This window comes from Streptomyces sp. NPDC041108, assembly GCF_055592645.1.
In genome coordinates this window covers 1-18413 of the sequence record NZ_JBVIYK010000021.1, presented here as the reverse complement: position 1 = coordinate 18413, position 18413 = coordinate 1, and the positions used below count along the sequence as shown (strand labels likewise).

At 73.7% G+C, this 18413-nt stretch carries 10 protein-coding genes; 3 read left to right on the top strand and 7 right to left on the bottom strand.

All coding sequences use genetic code 11. The features are described 5' to 3' along the window. Window positions 1–97: 97 nt before the first annotated feature. The 6 genes from rfbH to rfbA are packed head-to-tail and all read right to left on the bottom strand — an operon-like array spanning window position 98 to window position 5870. Complete coding sequence (gene rfbH, locus ACZ6BB_RS36970) at window positions 98–1417, bottom strand: lipopolysaccharide biosynthesis protein RfbH (RefSeq protein ID WP_471619501.1); 1320 nt, start codon at window positions 1415–1417, stop codon at window positions 98–100. Then, the gene (locus tag ACZ6BB_RS36965; protein ID WP_471619500.1) at window positions 1414–2568 is read right to left on the bottom strand and encodes a DegT/DnrJ/EryC1/StrS family aminotransferase; all 1155 of its coding nucleotides are present in this window, start codon (window positions 2566–2568) and stop codon (window positions 1414–1416) included. The genes rfbH and ACZ6BB_RS36965 overlap by 4 nt, the downstream gene beginning before the upstream one ends. Continuing rightward, complete coding sequence (locus ACZ6BB_RS36960; RefSeq protein WP_471619499.1) at window positions 2565–3320, bottom strand: class I SAM-dependent methyltransferase; 756 nt, start codon at window positions 3318–3320, stop codon at window positions 2565–2567. Before ACZ6BB_RS36960 ends, ACZ6BB_RS36965 begins: the two co-directional genes overlap by 4 nt. Window positions 3321–3370: 50 nt before the next feature. Next, entirely contained in the window at window positions 3371–3988 is a 618-nt protein-coding gene (locus ACZ6BB_RS36955) for a dTDP-4-dehydrorhamnose 3,5-epimerase family protein (protein ID WP_471619498.1), read from the bottom strand. Window positions 3989–3990: 2 nt separating this feature from the next. After that, on the bottom strand, window positions 3991–4965 hold the full coding sequence (gene rfbB, locus ACZ6BB_RS36950) for a dTDP-glucose 4,6-dehydratase (RefSeq protein WP_471619497.1): 975 nt from the start codon (window positions 4963–4965) through the stop codon (window positions 3991–3993). After that, window positions 4962–5870 (bottom strand): glucose-1-phosphate thymidylyltransferase RfbA, encoded by a 909-nt coding sequence (gene rfbA, locus ACZ6BB_RS36945; protein WP_471619496.1) that lies wholly within the window; start codon window positions 5868–5870, stop codon window positions 4962–4964. The genes rfbB and rfbA overlap by 4 nt, the downstream gene beginning before the upstream one ends. Window positions 5871–6226: 356 nt before the next feature. On the opposite strand from rfbA, the gene ACZ6BB_RS36940 reads away from it, so the two are divergent. Genes ACZ6BB_RS36940 through ACZ6BB_RS36930 form a run of 3 tightly spaced genes read left to right on the top strand, consistent with a single transcriptional unit; the run spans window position 6227 to window position 9692 of the window. After that, a complete protein-coding gene (locus ACZ6BB_RS36940) occupies window positions 6227–7384 on the top strand; it encodes a cytochrome P450 (protein ID WP_471619495.1) in 1158 nt (385 codons plus the stop codon). Then, window positions 7378–8676, top strand: a complete 1299-nt coding sequence (locus tag ACZ6BB_RS36935) for an NDP-hexose 2,3-dehydratase family protein (RefSeq protein ID WP_471619494.1) — start codon at window positions 7378–7380, stop codon at window positions 8674–8676. Before ACZ6BB_RS36940 ends, ACZ6BB_RS36935 begins: the two co-directional genes overlap by 7 nt. Continuing rightward, window positions 8673–9692, top strand: coding sequence for a Gfo/Idh/MocA family protein (locus ACZ6BB_RS36930; protein ID WP_471619493.1), 1020 nt, complete (start codon window positions 8673–8675; stop codon window positions 9690–9692). Before ACZ6BB_RS36935 ends, ACZ6BB_RS36930 begins: the two co-directional genes overlap by 4 nt. An 85-nt stretch (window positions 9693–9777) precedes the next feature. Here ACZ6BB_RS36930 and ACZ6BB_RS36925 read toward each other — a convergent pair. Further along, window positions 9778–18413, bottom strand: an 8636-nt coding sequence (locus ACZ6BB_RS36925) for an SDR family NAD(P)-dependent oxidoreductase (protein ID WP_471619492.1), incomplete at its 5' end; no start/stop codon positions are given.

Here is an 18413-nt window from a genome sequence, read left to right as displayed (position 1 = left end):
CGCGCCGGTTCACCCGGCGCGCGCAGGGCCGCACGGTCGAGGGCCGCACGGTCGAGGGCCGCACGGTCGAGGGCCGCACGGTCGAGGGCCGCACGGGTCAGGTGTGGCTCGCCACGAACTCCCGCACCGAGGCGACCGCGTAGGCGAGCATCTCCTCGGTCAGTGCCGGGTACACCCCGATCCAGAAGGTCTGCTCCGTGACGATGTCGCTGTTGGTCAGGTCCCCGACCACGCGGTGCGGCTGGTCGACGTAGGCCGGCTGGCGGGTCAGGTTCCCGCCGAACAGCCGCCGGGTACCGATCCGCCGGGACTCCAGGAAATCCACCAGCTCCGCCCGGCTGAACGGCGCCTCGGGATCCACGGTGAGCGCGAAGCCGAACCAGCTCGGGTCGCTGTGCTCGGTCGCCTCGGGCAGGATCAGATGCGGTACGCCCTCCAGACCCGTGCGCAGCAGGTTCCAGTTGCGGCGGCGGGCCGCGCAGAACGCGTCGAGCTTGTCCAGCTGGGTCAGGCCGAGGGCGGCCTGGATGTCGGTCGCCTTCAGGTTGTAGCCGACGTGCGAGAAGATGTACTTGTGGTCGTAGCCCTGGGGGAGGGTGCCCATCTGGTAGTCGAACCGCTTGAGGCACTTGTTCGTCTCGCCCGGTTCGCACCAGCAGTCGCGCCCCCAGTCGCGCAGCGACTCCACGATCCGTGCCAGCGCGAGGTTCGAGGTCAGCACACAGCCTCCCTCCCCCATCGTCAGATGGTGCGCCGGGTAGAAGCTGACGGTCGCCATGTCGCCGAAGGTTCCGGTCAGCTGCCCGTCGTAGGTCGAACCGACGGCGTCGCAGTTGTCCTCGATCAGGAACAGGTCGTGATCCGCGGCCAGTCGGGCGATCTCCGCCACCTCGAAGGGGTTGCCGAGAGCGTGGGCGATCATGATGGCGCGGGTGCGCGGGCCGATCGCCTCGGCCACGCGGGCGGGCGTCGTGTTGTAGGTGCCCAGTTCGATGTCGACGAAGACGGGCAGCAGCCCGTTCTGGATGATCGGGTTGACCGTGGTGGGGAATCCCGCGGCGACCGTGATCACCTCGTCGCCCGGCCGCAGTCGGCGGTCCTCCAGCAGATGCGAGGTGAACGCGGTCATGGCCAGGAGGTTCGCCGAGGATCCGGAGTTGGTCAGGTGCGCCTTGCGGCGCCCCATCCTGCGGGCGAACCGGGATTCGAACTTGCGCGCGCTGGGCCCGGCGGCGATACGCATCTCCAGGGCCGCTTCGACCAGCGCGGCCCGGTCCCTGTCGTCGAGGACCGCGCCCGCGGGCCATATCTCGGTGGAGCCCGGGACGAAGGGGCCCTGGTCCCGGGTCTCCATGTGGAACTTGGCCGTCTCGTCGAGGATCAGTTCCTTGTGGGCGTTCCTGCCGTGGGTGTTCATGACGCGGTCCCTCCCCGGCGGGCGTCCATGATCTTGCGCAGGGCCGAGGTCACCGCCCGTACGTCCGAGTCGTCCAGCCCCGGGTGGATCGGCAGGCACAGGGTGCGCTCCGCGGCCTCCTCGGAGCGCGGGAGCCGCTGTGCTCCGGCCCCGTAGACGGGGACCTTGTGGAGCGGGGGGTAGCGGAAGGTCGTGTAGACGCCCGCCGCGTAGAGCTCGCTCGCGACCTCGTCGCGGATGCCGGGGTCCACCTGCACCCAGTAGAAGTAGTGGGTGGAGTGGTGGCCCTCGGGCAGCGGCGGGGGTGTCAGCAGGCCGGGGACGTCCGCCAGTTCACGGTCGTAGAGGGCGGCGATCTCGCGGCGGCGGGCCACGAAGCCGGGCAGGCGCCGCAGTTGTACGGTGCCGATGGCCGCGGTCATGTCGTTGCCGACGATGCGCCGGCCGACCTCGGGGACGTCCAGCTCCCACCAGCGGGCCGACGCCGCACCGGCCTGGCCGAAGCCGCTGGGGCGGGCGAGGCCGTGGTAGGCGAGCCGTCGGGCGCGCGCGGCCTGTTCGGCGTCGCGGACGTAGAGCATGCCGCCGTCGCCGCAGACGAGGACCTTCATGGCGTCGAAGCTCCACACGGCGAGGTCGCCGAAGGTACCGACGGCCCTGCCGTCGACGTGGGAGGCCACGGCGCAGGCGGCGTCCTCGATGAGGGGGATGCCCCGCTCGCGGCAGCGGTCGGCGATCGCCGCGAGGTCGCCGGGGCAGCCGCCGTAGTGGAGCACCATGACGGCCTTCGTGCGCGGGGTGAGGGCGCGGTCGATGTCGTCGACGGTGGGGTTGAGGGTGCGGGGGTCGACCTCGCAGAAGACCGGGCGGGCACCGCGGGCCGCGACGGCGTTGGCGGCGGCGACGAAGCTGAGGGACGGCAGGACGACCTCGTCGCCCTCGCCGAGCCCGAGCAGTTCCGTGGCGAGGAACAGTCCTGCCGTCGCACAGTTGACGAAGACCAGCCGGTCCGCCTCCACTCCCAGGTGTTCGGCGAACTCCGCCTCGAACGCCTTGGTCCGGGGTCCGTGTCCGATCCAGTTGCTCTCGAACACCTCGGCGACGGCGGCCAGTTCCTCCTGGCCCAGGGTGGGCTGGAACACCTGGATCACGACGCCTCCCCGGGTCGGACACCGACGAAGAGTCCGCGGCCGTTCGGGCCGCCTTCGAGGTACTCCACGGTGAGTCCTGCGCTGCGGAACGCGGCCTCGTAGTCGTCGCGGCCGAAGAGCGAGAGGATCTCGTACGTGGTGAACTCGCTGATCCCCGCCACGCTGTCGGCCACGGTGTAGCGCACGGTCATGCGGGTGGCGTCGCCGTCGCGGACGGAGTGCGAGAGCCGGCTGACGGCCCGGCCCTCCTCCTGGGCCGCGGCCGCCGCCACGAAGCCGTCCAGGAACTTCTCGGGGAACCACCAGGGTTCGAGGACGAGCACGCCCGCGGGTTCGAGGTGGGCCGCCATGCGCTGCACGGCCCGGCGCAGTTCCTCGGGGGTGGTCATGTAGGCCGCCGAGAAGCACAGACAGGTGATCGCGGAGTAGGCGCGGCCGAGGTCGAACGTGCGCATGTCGCCGTGGTGGACCGTGGTGCGGGGCAGCCGGTGCCGGGCGATCCGGCGCATTCCGTCGGAGAGTTCCACTCCCGCGACGTGGCGGAAGCGGCGGGCGAAGCTCTCCAGGTGTTTGCCGGTGCCGCAGGCGACGTCGAGGAGCGAGGTGGCCTGCGGGTGGCGCGCGGTGACGAGGCCGGTGATCGCCTCCGCCTCCGCAGCCCAGTCCCTGCTGCGGGCGGCATGGATGAGGTCGTAGACGGCGGCGTGCTCGTCGCTGTAGGCCGTGGCCGGTAGGGGGGTGGCGGAGGTCAAGGGGAGTGCCTTCCTTCGTGAGGGGCGCGCCGGGCGCACGGGGCGGTCGATCACCGGAGGGGGGCCGGGTGCCGGAAGCCCTTCTCGATCTCGACGCAGGTTTCGTAGGCGGGCAGCAGGCCGAGGGCGCGGGCCTCGGCGACGGTGGGGGCCTCGCGGTCGCGGGCGGAGACGACGGTGCCGCTCCCCTCGCCGAGGGGCAGTCCCAGGGCCGGGTCCAGCGCGGACACGGCGAGTTCGTGGTCGCCCACGTACTCGCCGGAGTGGAGGTAGGCCATGACGGTGTCGTCGCGCAGGGCGAGGAAGGCGTGGCCCACGCCGACGGGGAGGTGGACGGCGCTCGGCCGCGCGGCGTCGATCGTCACCATGTCCCAGGCCATGAAGGTGGGGGAACCCACGCGCAGGTCCACCACCAGGTCCAGCACCCTGCCGTGGGCGCAGTACACGTACTTGGCCGTGCCGGGCGGGGTGAGGGTGTAATGCACTCCCCTGAGCACCTTCCGTCGTGAGGTGCTGCAGCTGACCTGCCGTACCGGGGGCAGGGGGTGGCCGACCGCCGCGGTGAAGACGGAGTCGAGGAAGGGGGCGGTGAACCTGCCGCGCTCGTCCGGGAACGTGTCGGCGGTGAACTCGAAGGCGCCCAGCACCTTCAGCTCGCGAGCGTCCATGATCAGACCTCCGGGGGTACGGGCCGGTCCCACCAGGTCCGGTGCCTGCGGTACCACTCCACGGTCCGCGCGAGACCGGCGTCGAAGTCGGTGCGCGGCCGGTAGCCGCATTCCGCGCGCACCTTGGCGTCGTGGATCGCGTAGCGCAGGTCGTGGCCCTTGCGGTCGGGGACGTGCCGCACGGCGCTCCAGTCGCGTCCGCAGGCCGTCAGCAGCCGGCCGGTGAGTTCGCGGTTGGTCAGGCCGGTGCCGCCGCCGATGTTGTAGACCTCGCCCGCCCGTCCCCTGAGCCGGACGGCCTCCACCCCTCGGCAGTGGTCCTCGACATGCAGCCAGTCGCGTACGTGGCGTCCGTCGCCGTACAGGGGAACCGTCCCGCCGGTGAGCAGTCGGGAGACGAACAGCGGGATGATCTTCTCCGCGTACTGCCGGGGGCCGTAGTTGTTGCTGCAGCGGGTGACACGGACGTCGAGGCCGTGGGTGCGGTGGAAGGACAGGGCGAGGAGGTCGGAGGCGGCTTTGGACGCGGCGTAGGGCGAGTTGGGGGCGAGGGGGTCGCTCTCCGATCGCGCGCCGGTCTCCACGGAGCCGTACACCTCGTCGGTGGAGACGTGCACGAAGCGGTCCACTCCCTGGCGCAGCGCCTGGTCCAGCAGGGTGTGGGTGCCGACGGCGTTGGTGCGGACGAACGCGTGGGAGTCGGCGATGGAGCGGTCCACGTGGGACTCGGCCGCGAAGTGCACCACCTGGTCCGCGCCGGCCATCGCCGCGGCGACGGCGTCGGGGTCGCAGATGTCGCCGCGCACGAACGTCAGCCGGGGGTCGGCCAGGTCGAGGTTCTCCAGCCGGCCGGCGTAGGTGAGGCTGTCCAGCACCGTCACCCTGGTGACGTCGGGAGTGCCGGTCGTGCCGTTCAGCAGCATGCGGGTGTAGGTGGAGCCGATGAAGCCGGCGCCACCGGTGACGAGGAGGTTCACAGCCCCTCCGGGATGGTCGGCGGCCAGGCGTCGGGGGAGTGGGCGCGGGCGCGCTCCATCACGTACCGGCCGTAGGGGGACTGCCGCATCGCCGCACCCAGCCGATGGCAGTCGTCCGCGCCGATGAAGCCCAGGTACAGGGCGATCTCCTCCACGCAGCCGATCCGCACGCCTTGGCGGCGCTGTACGTCACGGACGAACTGGGCGGCCTCCAGGAGGGTTTCGTGGGTGCCGGTGTCCAGCCAGGTGACCCCGCGCCCGAGCCAGACGAGGTCGGCCCGGTCCCGTTCCATGTAGGCGCGCAGGACGTCGGTGATCTCCAGTTCGCCCCGGGCGGAGGGGGTCAGGCCCTTGGCGATGTCCACCACCTCGTCGTCGAAGAAGTACAGGCCCGGGACGGCCAGCCGGGAGCGGGGACGGGCCGGCTTCTCCTCGATGGAGACGAGGCGGCCCCGTGCGTCGACCTCGGCGACGCCGTACCGCTCGGGGTCGGCGACCTGGTGACCGAAGAGGACGCAGCCGCGCAGCCGCTGGACGCTGCGGCGCAGCAGGGACGTCAGGTTCGCGCCGTGGAAGAGGTTGTCGCCCAGGACGAGGGCGCACTCCTCGCCGGTGATGTGGTCGGCGCCGACGAGCAGGGCGTCGGCGATGCCGCGGGGCTCGTCCTGGGCGGCGTAGTCGATGGTCATGCCCAGGTGGCTGCCGTCGCCCAGCAGGGTGCGGAACAGTTCGAGTTCCGCGGGGCGGGTGACGACGAGGACGTCCCTGATTCCGGTGAGCATGAGGACGGAGAGCGGGTAATAGATCATCGGTTTGTCGTAGACGGGCACCAGCTGTTTGGATCCGACGGCCGTCAGGGGCAATAGCCGAGTTCCGTTCCCGCCCGCGAGGACTATCCCTTTCATGGCACTGAGTACATCGTTCGGGAAATCACATCTCTCACTCCCTCGTCGACAACGGGCAGGCAGGGAAATGGTCTCCATTCGGAGGCGGGCAAGGGAAGAGGCAACGGAGTCCACCGACCCTTAAAAATGCGCAAGTCCCCTTACCCGCACCCCTAATTCATCGCATCCGCCGACCTCGGCACCCCTACAAATTCACCGTTGCCGCTCCGGGCGCCCGGGCTCCCTATAACCTCGCAGCGCATTCACTGTGCCCTCTCGGCACCCTTTCGCGCCCGCTTTCCCCTTCTTCGCACGGATTCTTCGCACAGACAGGGAGTCAGACAATGGACGTCGCCGAGAATATTCACCGGTTTCCGATGGCCGAACCCGTGGGATTCACCTATCCTCCCTGCTATCGCGAGATCCAGGAGAAGGAGCCGCTGGCCCGTATACGTATGCCGTACGGCATGGAGGCGCGGCTGATCACCCGGCACGCGGACGTCAGGACCGTGCTGTCCGATCCCCGCTTCAGCAGGGCCGCCACGGTGGGTGCGGACGTGCCCCGGCCGACACCGGTGCTCCTGCACGACACGTCGATCCTGAGTCTGGACCCGCCGGAGCACTCCCGGCTGCGGAAGCTGGTCGCGCAGGCGTTCACCATGCGCAGCGTCGAGGCGATGCGGCCGCGGGTGGAGAAGGCCGTGGCCGCGCTGCTCGACGCCGTGGAGGAGCAGGGGCCGCCCGCCGATCTGGTGACCGCGCTGGCCCGGCCGCTCCCCCTCACCGTCATCTGCGACATGCTCGGGGTGCCGGAGGACCGGAGCGACACCTTCCGCGGGCTGGCGCACACCATGTTCACCGGCACCGAGCAGGGCGAGGTGGAGTCGGCGGTCGGCGAGATGGTGGCCCTGGTCGCCTCCCTGGTCGCCGAGCGGCGCCGCGCCCCCTCCGACGATCTGCTGGGCCGGCTGGTCCTGGCCCGCGACAACGACGACCGCCTCGGCGAGGAGGAACTCGTCAGCCTCGCCCTCGCCCTGCTGGTGGGCGGGTTCGAGAACACCGCCCACGAGATCGCCAACTTCGCCGCGCTCGTGCTGCGCAGCCCCGCCCACCTCGCCCAGCTGCGCGCCTCGCCCGAGCTGGTGCCCTCGGCCGTCGAGGAGATGCTGCGCGTCGCGCCCCTGTCGGTGACCGGAGGGTTCGTCCGCATCGCCATCGACGACGTCCCGCTGAGCACCGGGACCATCCGCAAGGGAGAGGCCGTGGTGATCGACACACAGGCCGCCAACCTCGACCCGGCCGTCTTCGACGATCCGGCCGAGATGGACTTCCACCGCTCCCCGAACCCGCACCTCATCTTCGGCCACGGCGCCCACCGCTGCATCGGGGCCGAACTCGCGCGCGTGGAACTCCAGGTCGCCCTCGGGATGCTGCTCCAGCGCTTCCCCCGGCTGGCGCTCGCGATCCCGCCGGAGGACATCGCGTTCGCCGGGGGTGTCCTGCGCGGGCCCGCCTGCCTGCCCGTCACATGGTGACCCGAGCGCGGACCGAGACGGACCTCGCCGGCTGGATCGCCGAACGCGCCCGGGTCAACCGGCAGCGGGTGGAGCCGATCCCCTTCTCCGCCCTGTCCGGCTGGGACTTCGACGCGGACACGGGCGATCTGCGGCACCACACCGGCCGGTTCTTCAGCGTGCGGGGCCTTCGGGTCCGTCCCGGCGGACCCGAAGGCCCGGCCGAGTGGTCCCAGCCCATCATCGACCAGCCGGAGATCGGCGTTCTCGGCATCCTCGCGAAGACCTTCGACGGTGAACGGCACTTCCTGCTGCAGGCGAAGGCGGAGCCCGGCAACGTCAACGGGGTCCAGCTCTCCCCGACCGTGCAGGCGACCCGCAGCAACTACACGCGGGTGCACCGGGGCGGGTCGGTCAGACATCTGGAGTACTTCACCGACCGCCGGGGCCGGGTCCTGGTCGATGTCCTGCAGTCCGAACAGGGCGCCTGGTTCCTGCGCAAACGGAACCGCAACATGATCGTCGAGGTCGACGAGGAGGTACCGGCCCACGACGACTTCCGCTGGCTCACGCTCCCCGAGATCAGGGCGCTGCTCCACCACGACAACCTGATCAACATGGACGCCCGTACGGTCCTGTCCTGTCTCCCCCCTGAGCGCCCGGCCGGCGAGCAGCGCGCGCTGCACTCGACGACGGAGCTGTCCAGCTGGTTCACCGAGGCCAAGACCCGGTGCGAGCTGACGGCCGACGTCATCCCGCTCACCGGGGTCACCGGCTGGCGCCGGACCCCGACGGAGATCGCGTCCGACGGGGACGGACGCTTCCGCATCATCGCCGTGGACGTCACCGCGCCGCACCGCGAGGTGCCGTCGTGGACCCAGCCGATGCTGGCACCCTGCGCCCGTGGGCTCGCCGCCCTGCTGTACCGCACGATCGACGGCGTCCCGCACTTCCTGGCGCAGGCACAGCCCCAGGAGGGCTGTCTCGACAGACTGGAGATCGGCCCCACCGTGCACGTACCGGACGAGCGGGCGGCACCGCCGCCGGACGGACGGCCGCCGTATCTCGACGTGCTGGGTGCCCTCTCCCCCGACCGGATCCGCTACGACCGGGTCCAGTCGGAGGAGGGCGGCCGGTTCTTCGCGGCCGAGAACCGGTATGTGATCGCGGAGCTGGACGAGGACTTCCCGACCGAGGTGCCGCCCCGGTTCTGCTGGATGACGCTGGGCCAGCTGAAGGAACTGCTGCGCCACAGCCACTACGTCAACATCGAGGCACGCACCCTCGTCGCCTGCGCGGAGGCCATCGGATGAACACTCCGGACGACAGGGCGGAGCGCTCAGGCGACGTCCCGGAGCGGGTGCTCCGGATCGGTGTCCTCGGCTGTGCGGACATCGCCTGGCGGCGGGTGCTGCCAGCGATCGACGCGGACCCGAGGACCCGTCTGGTCGCGGTGGCCGGCCGGGACGCCGCGAAGGCCCGCCGGTTCACCGCCCGCTTCGGCGGTGAACCGGTCGAGGGGTACGAGCGGCTGCTCGACCGCACCGACCTCGACGCCGTGTACGTCCCCCTGCCCACCGGCCTGCACGCCCGGTGGGCCGTGGCCGCGCTGCGCCGCGGACTGCATGTCCTGGTGGAGAAGCCGCTGGCGACCGGCCGGGACGAGGCGGCCGGGATGCTCCGGACCGCGCGCGCGGCCGGGCTGTGCGTGATGGAGAACCTCATGTTCCTCCACCACGGCCAGCACAAGGAGGTACGGCGGCTCGTCGCGGCCGGCGAGATCGGCGAACCGCGCAGCCTCAGTGCCTCGTTCGGCATCCCCGCGCTGCCCGCCGGCGACGTCCGTCACCGCGCCGACCTCGGCGGGGGCGCCCTGCTCGACGTCGGCGTGTACCCGCTGCGCACGGCGCGGCTGCTGCTCGGCCCCGAACTCGACCCGGTCGGCGCGGTGCTGCGCGTCGACCCGGCACTCGGCGTGGACGTGGCGGGGCATGTGCTGCTGACCACCCCGGCCGGAGTCACCGCCGAGCTGTCCTTCGGGTTCGAGCACGCCTACCGCTGCGCGTACGCGTTGTGGGGCAGCGCCGGCCGGATCGTCCTCGACCGTGCCTTCACCCCGCCGCCGACGCTGCGCCCGGTGCTCAGGCTGGAGCGGCAGGACCTCGTACAGGAGTTCACGCTGCCGGCCGACGACCAGTACGCGGCCGTGGTGCGGAGCTTCGCCGCGGCCGTGCTCGACGGCGCCGCACCGCTCGACGGGGAGGAGGATCTGCTCGCCATGGCCGACCTGGTCGACCGGGTCCGGGCGTGCGCCAGGGAGATCCGCTAGAGGCTGCCGACAGCAGGCAGAGGCCGGGGCCCGGGGAGATTCTCCCCGGGCCCCGGCCGTCGTCCGGCCGTCGTCGCGCCGTTCTTCAGCCGCCGTGGGCGGCCAGCCAGTCGTGCACGGTCCTGGCGGTGCCGTCCCCGTGCTCCTCGATCATGGAGTGGTGGTCTCCGGGGACGTCCACCACGTCCAGCGGGACGGGCCAGACCGACTGCCACTCCTCGGGCCGCTCCCTCGGGTGGTCGGGGTCGACGGCGATCGGTTCACTGGCACGGACCAGGAGCGCGGGCGTGGCGATGGGGCGCGGCTGCCAGGTCTCGAACAGGGCGAAGTACGACGCCATGGCGGTGAGCCGCAGGCCGGTCATCCGGCCGAACTCCGCCTCGCGTTCGAGGGAACGCGACTCCATGGCGTGGACGATGTAGTCGGTCTGCGGGGTGCCCGCCACATAGGTGTCCAGCATGACCACACCGGTGGCGGGTGTGCCGAGTTCTTCGAGCCGCGTGGCCACCGCGTACGCGAGGGAGCCGCCGGAGGAGCGGCCGGCGAGGGCGAACGGGGCGCCGTCCAGGGCGCGGACGAGAGTGCGGGCCACATGGTCCACGGCCGCCTCGACGCTGCCCGCGACCAGTTCGTCGGCGACGAAGCCCGGCATCATCAGCGAGTGGGTGTCGCGCAGCCCGCGCAGGGGCCGGGCCAGCGCCACGAACTCCTGGTCGCTGGCCCACACGGAGGTGGACGGCAGGCCGACGAGGGCGGGGTGCCGGCCGCCGTCGCCGAGCCTGACCGGCGCCGGTGCCTTCCCGACGGTGTCGGCCGAGGCGAAGGAGGGGCGCAGCCCGGCGGAGTTCATCAGGACCTTTCCGGCCTGGTCGTAGCGGCCGGCGGTGACGGCGTGCCGGTAGAGGGACTCGACGGCCTGCGCGACGGCCGCGGTCGGGTCGGCCGGGGCGGGCTGGGCCGCGGTCGCCGCGGGGTGCGCCGGCGGGGCGGTGAACTGCCGGTTCAGGGCCTCGGCGAGGTCGCCGGGGGTGGGGTGGTCGAAGACCAGGGTGGGCTGCAGCCGCAGACCGGTGGCGGTGGCGAGGCGATTGCGCAGCTCGACGGAGGTGAGCGAGTCGAAGCCCAGCTCTCCGAAGGCCCGGTCGGGGGCGAAGCCGTCGGTGCCGCCGTGGCCCAGGACCCGTGCCGCCTCCGCGCACACCAGCTCCAGCAGTGCGCCGGCGCGCGCGGCCGGGTCGAGTGCGGCCAGCGCGCCGGCCCCCGTCCGCTCGGCGCGTCGCCCGGCGGACGGGCGGGGGACGGTGCCGCGCACCAGGGCGCGGAGCACGGCCGGGATCCGGTCGGCGGGGTAGGGGGCGGTACCGGTGGTGAGACGCAGCGGTACGAGCAGGGCGTCGTCCTCTGCCGCCAGGGCGCGGTCGAACGCCGCCGGGCCGGAGTCGGCGGTGAAGGGCCGCAGGCCGCCCGCCTCCGGCCGGGCCCGGTGGGCGGTGTCGAGTGCGTCGGCCATGCCTCCGACTCCCTGCCAGGGGCCCCAGGCGAGCGACAGGCCGGGCAGACCGAGCGAGCGGCGGTGCTGGGCCAAGGCGTCGAGGAAGGCGTTGGCGGCGGCGTAGTTGGCCTGGCCCGGACTGCCGAGCACACCGGCGGCGGACGAGAACAGGACGAAGGCGGTGAGGCCGAGGTCCGCCGTCAGCTCGTGCAGATGCCAGGCCGCGTCCGCCTTGGGCCGCAGCACCGCGCCGAGCCGCTCGGCGGTCATTCCGCCGACCAGACCGTCGTCGACGACGCCGGCGAGATGGACGACGCCGCTCAGGGGGTGCTCGGCGGGGATGTCGGCCAGCAGCCGGGCGAGGGCGTCGCGGTCGGCGACGTCGCAGGCGGCGAAGGTGACTCGGGCGCCGGCCGCGGTGAGTTCGGCGGCCAGTGCGTCCGCGCCGGGCGCCGCGGGCCCGCGCCGGCCGACGAGCAGCAGACGGCGTACGCCGTGCCGGTTCACGAGGTGCCGGGCCAGCAGGGCGCCCAGGGCCCCGGTGGCACCGGTGACGAGGACGGTCCCGTCCGGGGTGAAGGGGGTGGGGGCGTCCCGGTGTGCCTCCGTCTCGCCGGACGGCGACGGCATGAGCCGGGGTACGTGGGCGGTGCCCCGGCGCAGGGCGAGTTGGGGCTCGCCCGTGGCCAGGGCGCCCGGCAGGGCGGCCAGGGAGGCGGCCTCGTCGTCGGGACCGTCGGGGCCGTCGAGGTCGACGAGGACCACGCGGTCCGGGTGTTCCGCCTGCGCGGCGCGGACGAGGCCCCACACGGCGGCCGCGCCGGGAAGCGGTGCCCTGTCCTGCGGGGCGACCGTGACGGCGCGGTGGGTCACGAGGACCAGCCGGACGGGGGCCAGCCGCTCGTCGGCGAGCCAGCCGCGCAGGACGTCGAGGGCCCGCCCGGTCGCCGCGTGGGCGTCGGCGCCCGCGCCGTCGTCGCCGGGCGGGTCGCAGAAGACGACCACGGCGGCGGGCGCGGGGACCCCGCTGTCGATCGTCTCGGTGAGGGCGCCCCGGTCGAGGTACGGGACGACCTCCCGGCCGATCGCGCCGGCCAGCGCGGGGCGCAGTTCGCGCGGATCGAGGCCGAGCATGCCCCAGCCGCCCGGCGTCGACCCGGCGGTGGGGAGGGGCACGGTCGGCCACTCCAGCCGGTACAGGCACTCGGTGCCCGCCTTGTCGGCGGCGGGCGGGGCGGCCGAAGGGGCGCGCAGGGTGAGGGTGTCGATGTCGAGGACGGGCAGGCCGTCGGGGGTGGTGGCCCGTACACGGACCGCGCCGTCGTGCGTGGGCGTCAGCCTGACGTGGAGTTCGCTCGCTCCGGTCGCGTGCAGCCGGACGCCCGACCAGGCGAAGGGCAGCCCCGCGGGAACGGCTGTGCCACCGGCCCGGCCGACGCCCAGGATGCCGAGGGCGAGGGGCTGGAGGGCGGCGTCGAGGAGCGCGGGGTGCAGGGCGTGGCCGGCGCCGCTCCCGGCGGGGGGCGCGTCGGGCTCGGGATCGTCGGGCAGGACGACCTTGGCGTGGAGTTCGCCGTCCGCCTGCCAGAGTTCGGTGAGGCCCTGGAAGGTGGGGCCGTAGTCGAGGCCCGCCGCGGCGGTCGTGGCGTAGAAGTCGTCCAGCGGGACGAGCCGGGCTCCGGGCGGCGGCCAGACGGCCGGGCCGGGGGCCGCGGCCGTGAGCGGGGCCGGGGCGAGCACGCCGGTGGCGTGGTGGGTCCAGGGGCTCTCGGGGTTCTCGTCGGGCCGGGCGTGGATCGTGAAGGCCCTGTTCCCGTCGGCGTCCTCGGCGTCGACGCACAGCTGGAGGGCGACACCGCCCTGGTCCGGCAGGGGCAGGGGTGCGTGGATGACGAGTTCGTCGAGCCGGTCGCGGCCGGTGTGCCCGCCGGCGTGCAGGGCCAGGTCCACGAGGGCCGCGCCCGGCAGGACCGGCGCGCCACCCAGCGAGTGCTCCGCCAGCCAGGGGTGGTCGCCGGTGTCGAGGCGGCCGGTGAGGAGGAGCCCGCCGGAGCCGGGCAGCGCGGTGACGGCACCGAGCAGCGGATGGCCGGCCGTGGTCAGGCCGACGGACGACGCCTCCCGGCCGCCGCCCGCACCCGCGCCGAGGACGCGCAGCCAGTAACGGTGGTGCTGGAACGCGTACGTGGGCAGCGGGACCGTGCGGGCGCCGGTGCCCGCGAAGTACGCCCGCCAGTCGACGGGCGTGCCCTGGACGGCGAGCCGGGTGAGGGCGGTGACCAGCGCGTCGGCCTCGCCGCGGTCGCCGGCGCGCAGGGCGGCGAGGCAGGTCACGGGGTCCTCGGTGTGGTCGGCCGCGGTTCCGGCCGTCATGGCGGTCAGGGCGCCGCCGGGGCCCACCTCCAGGAACGTGCGCACGCCCCGGCCCAGCAGGGTGCGTACGCCGTCCGCGAACCGGACGGTGTCCCGGACGTGGCGTACCCAGTAGCCGGGGGCGCGGAGATCGCGGGCGACGGCGGGGGCGCCGGTGACGTTGGAGATGACGGGCAGGGCCGGCTCGTGGAACTCGACCTGGGCCAGCACGGCGGCGAAGTCCGCGAGCATCGGCTCCATCAACGGCGAGTGGAAGGCATGGCTCACCGCCAGCATCCGGGTGCGGTGGCCGCGGCCGACGAACTCCGCCGCGGCGTCGAGGACGGCGCTCTCCGGACCGGAGACGACCACCGAGGTGGGGCCGTTGACGGCGGCGATGCCGGCGCGGCGGTCCGTGTGGGCGGCGAGCACGGCCACGACCTCGGTCTCGTCGGCCTCGACCGCCAGCATGGTGCCGCCGGACGGCAGTGCCCCCATGAGCCGGCCGCGGGCGGCGACCACACGGCACGCGTCGGGCAGTGACCAGACGCCCGCGAGGTGGGCGGCCACGAGTTCGCCGACGGAGTGGCCGATCAGGACGTCGGGGCGGACGCCCCAGCTCTCCAGCAGCCGGTACAGCGCCGTCTCCACGGCGAACAGGGCGGGTTGTGTGAACTCGGTCCGGTCCAGTTCCGCCGCCCGCTCCGGGTCCGTCGCGAACACGAGGTCGCGCAGGGAGCGGCCGAGCAGGGGGTCGAAGGCGGCGCAGACCTCGTCGAAGGCCGCGGCGAACACGGGGTGCCGCTCGTACAGGTCGCGTCCCATGCCGGGGCGTTGGGAGCCCTGGCCGGGGAGGACCAGTGCGAGCGGGCCCTCCCGTACGACGCCCCGGACGACGTCGGCGGCCGACGGCGTGCCCTCCGCGAGCGACCGCAGGCCGGTGAGCAGGTCGGGCAGGGTATCGGCGACGACGGCGGCGCGGTGGGTGAGGGCGCTGCGGGTGGTGGCCAGCGAGCACGCGATGTCGGCGGGTGCGGCGTCGGGCCGGTCGCGCAGGTCGGCGAGGAGACGTGCGGCCTGGTCGCGCAGCGCGGCTTCGGTGTGGCCCGAGACGATCCAGGGGACGGCGGGCGGGGCCGGGGGCGCCGTGTCCGGGGGTGCTTCGGTGGACGAGGGCGCCCCGGGGGTGGCTTCGTCCGTGGCCGCCGGTGCGGCGGTGGCCTGGCTCTCGGGCGCCGGGCCGGCGGGGTCCGAGGGTGTCTCGTCCGGGGCCTGTTCGAGGATGAGGTGGGCGTTGGTGCCGCTGATGCCGAAGGAGGACACGGCGGCGCGGCGGGGGCGGCCGGTGTCCGGCCAGGGCCGGTTGTCGGTCAGGAGGCGTACCGTGCCGGCGGACCAGTCGACCTGGCGGGTGGGCTCGTCCACGTGCAGGGTGCGGGGCAGGACGCCCTCCCGCAGGGCCAGGACGGTCTTGATGACACCGGCGACGCCCGCGGCGTACTGGGTGTGCCCGATGTTCGACTTGACGGAGCCCAGCCACAGGGGCCGGTCGGTGTCCCGGTCCCTGCCGTAGGCCGCGAGGAGGGCCTGGGCCTCGATCGGGTCGCCGAGCCGGGTGCCGGTGCCGTGGGCCTCCACCGCGTCCACGTCGGACGGCGACAGCCCGGCGCCGGCCAGGGCCGCCTGGATCACCCGCTGCTGGGACGGGCCGTTGGGGGCGGTCAGTCCGTTGGAGGCGCCGTCCTGGTTGACCGCCGAACCGCGGACGAGGCCGAGGACGCGGTGGCCGTTGCGCCGGGCGTCGGACAGGCGCTCCAGGACGACGATGCCGACGCCCTCGCCCCAGCCGGTGCCGTCGGCGGCGTCCGCGAAGGCCTTGCAACGGCCGTCGGAGGCGAGACCGCCCTGGTTGGCGAACTCGGCGAAGGCCCCCGGGGTGGCCATCACGGTGACGCCGCCCGCGAGGGCGAGGTCGCACTCCCCCGCCCGCAGCGCCTGGCCCGCGAGGTGCAGGGCGACCAGGGAGGAGGAGCAGGCCGTGTCGACGGTGACCGCCGGGCCCTCCAGACCGAGGACGTAGGACACCCGGCCCGACATGACGCTGCCGGACGAGCTGGTCAGCGCGTATCCGCTCGCCAGGGAGGCGGAGTTCATCAGCAGGGCGCCGTACTCCTGGGGGGTGCCGCCGACGAACACGCCGGTGCGGCTGCCGCGCAGGGACAGCGGGTCGACACCGGTCCGCTCCACGGCCTCCCAGGCGGTCTCCAGCAGCAGTCGCTGCTGCGGGTCCATGGAGAGTGCCTCGCGCGGGGAGATCCCGAAGAAGGCGGCGTCGAAGTCGCCCGCCTCGTAGAGGAAGGCCCCCTGGCCGGCGAGGGCGGTCTGCCGTCCGGGGTCGTACAGGGACAGGGTCTCCCAGCCGCGGTCGGTGGGGAAGTCCGCCATCTCGTCGCGGCCCTCGGTGACCAGCCGCCACAGGTCCTCGGGGCCGCGGACGCCGCCGGGGTAGCGGCAGGCCATGCCGACGACGGCCAGCGGGTCGTCGTCCGCCACCGGTTGCCGTACGGCGGGTGCGGCGGCCGTCGCCTCGGTGCCGCCGAGGAGTTCCTCGCGCAGGAGGCCGGCGAGGGCGGTGGGGGTGGGGTGGTCGAAGACGAGGGTGGCGGGCAGCCGCAGACCGGTGGCCGTGTTGAGACGGTTGCGGAGTTCGGTGGCCGTGAGCGAGTCGAAGCCGAGGTCCTTGAACGGGCGGTGGGCGGCGACCTCGGCGGCGTCGGAGTGGCCCAGCACCGCCGCCGCCCGCGAGCGCACCAACTCCAGCAGGGTGGCGCGCTGTTCGGGCTCGCTGAGGGCGGCGAGGGTGTCACGCAGCCGGCCGGCGGCCGTGCCGTCGCCGCCGGTACGGTCGGTGTCGGAGTGCTCGCCGCGCAGCGCGCGGGCCGCCTCGGGAATCTCCTCGATCAGCGGGCGGCGGCGGGCGAGCGCGTACACGGGGGCGAACCGTCCCCAGTCCATGTCGCTGACCGTCAGTGTGGTCTCGCCCTGTTCGACCGCCTCCCACAGGACGTCGAGGGCCGACTCCGGCCGCATCTGCCGGACGCCCATACGCTCCAACTGGTCGGCGAGCGCGGGGAAGCCCTCCAGCATGCCGCCGTCGGCCCAGCCGCCCCAGGCGAGGGAGGTCGCGGTCAGGCCGCGTGCCCGCCGCTCATGGGCGAGACCGTCCAGGTAGGCGTTGGCCGCCGCGTACGTACCGTTGCCCGCGCTGCCCCACACGGCCGCACCGGAGGAGAACAGCACGAACGCGTCCAGATCCAGGCCGGCGGTCAGTTCGTCCAGGTTCCGCGCTCCCCGCGCCTTGGCCGCCGTACCGTCGGCGAACTCCTGCGGCTCGGTGCCGGTCACCGGCCCGTAGGCGGTGGAGCTGGCGGTGTGCAGGACGGCGGTGAGGGGCCACTGGTGCGGCACCTCGGCCAGTACGGCGGCCAGGGCGTCGCGGTCGCTGACGTCGCACGCCGCGAACGTCACCTCCGCGCCCAGGGCCCGCAGTTCCTCCGCGAGTGCCTCGGTGCCCGGGGCCGCCGCGCCGCGCCGGCTGAGCAGCAGCAGGTGCTCCGCGCCCTCGGCCGCCAGCCGACGGGCGAGGTGCGCGGCGATCCCGCCGCTGCCGCCCGTGACGAGCACGGTGCCGCGGGGCTTCCACGGCCGGACCGGGCCCCGGTCGGTGAGCGGGGCGCGCACCAGCCGCCGCGCGTAGACGGCGGACCCGCGCACCGCGAGCTGGTCCTCGCCCTCGGCCGATCCCGAGAGCAGGGCGGTCAGCAGGGCGGCGGTGCTCTCGCTCCAGGTCCCCGGCAGGTCGACGAGACCGCCCCACCGGTCCGGATGCTCCAGGCCCACCACCTGGCCGAGTCCCCACAGCTGCGCGGCGTCGGCGCGCACGGAGTCGCTCGTGGCGACCGCCGCACCGCCCCGCGTCAGCCACCACAGGGGCGCGCGGACGCCGGCGGCGTCCAGGGCGCGGGTGAGGGCGAGTGCGTCGGCGGCGGAGTCCAGGAGGGACACGACACCCGTGTACTCGCCGTCGACGCCCAGGCCGGGGGCGCCTGAGGAGTCGGTGGTGCCGGGTGTGCCCGGGGTGCCGGGTGTACCCGGGGTGCCGGGGGCTTCTGTCACGACGACCTCGGCGCCGGTGGCCCGCAGCGCCTCGGCCACCTCTCCCCCGTCGCCGTCCTTGCCGGGGACGACCAGCAGCCATCGGCCCGACGGCGGGGTGACAGCGGCCGGGGTGACAGCGGCCGGGGTGATCCGCCGCCAAGCCACCCGGTAGCGCCAGGCGTCGACGGGGCGGCCGCCGGTGGTCCCGGTGGGGGCCGGCATCTCGGTCCAGTAGCGCTGGTGCTGGAAGGCGTACGTGGGCAGGTCCACGGCCCGGGCACCCGTACCCTCGAAACACGCCCGCCAGTCCACCGAGGCACCACGCACATACGCCTCACCCAGCGACAACAGCATGCGGCGCGGACCGCCCTCACCACGCCTGAGCGTGCCCGTGACGGCCACCTCACGCCCGGCCGCCTCAGCAGTGTCCTGCACCGCACCCGTCAGCACCGCATGCGGACTCACCTCCACGAACAACGTGTGCCCCTGCTCCAGCAACACCCGCGTGGTCTCCTCGAACCGCACCGACTGCCGCAGATTCCGGAACCAGTACCCCCCGTCCAGCCCCGCCCCGTCCACACGCCCACCACTCACACACGAATAGAACGCCACCCGCGAGGCAACCGGGACCACAGGAGCCAACAGCCCGGCCAACTCCTCCCGGACCTCCTCCACATGAACCGAATGCGAGGCATAGTCCACCTCCACACGCCGGGCGC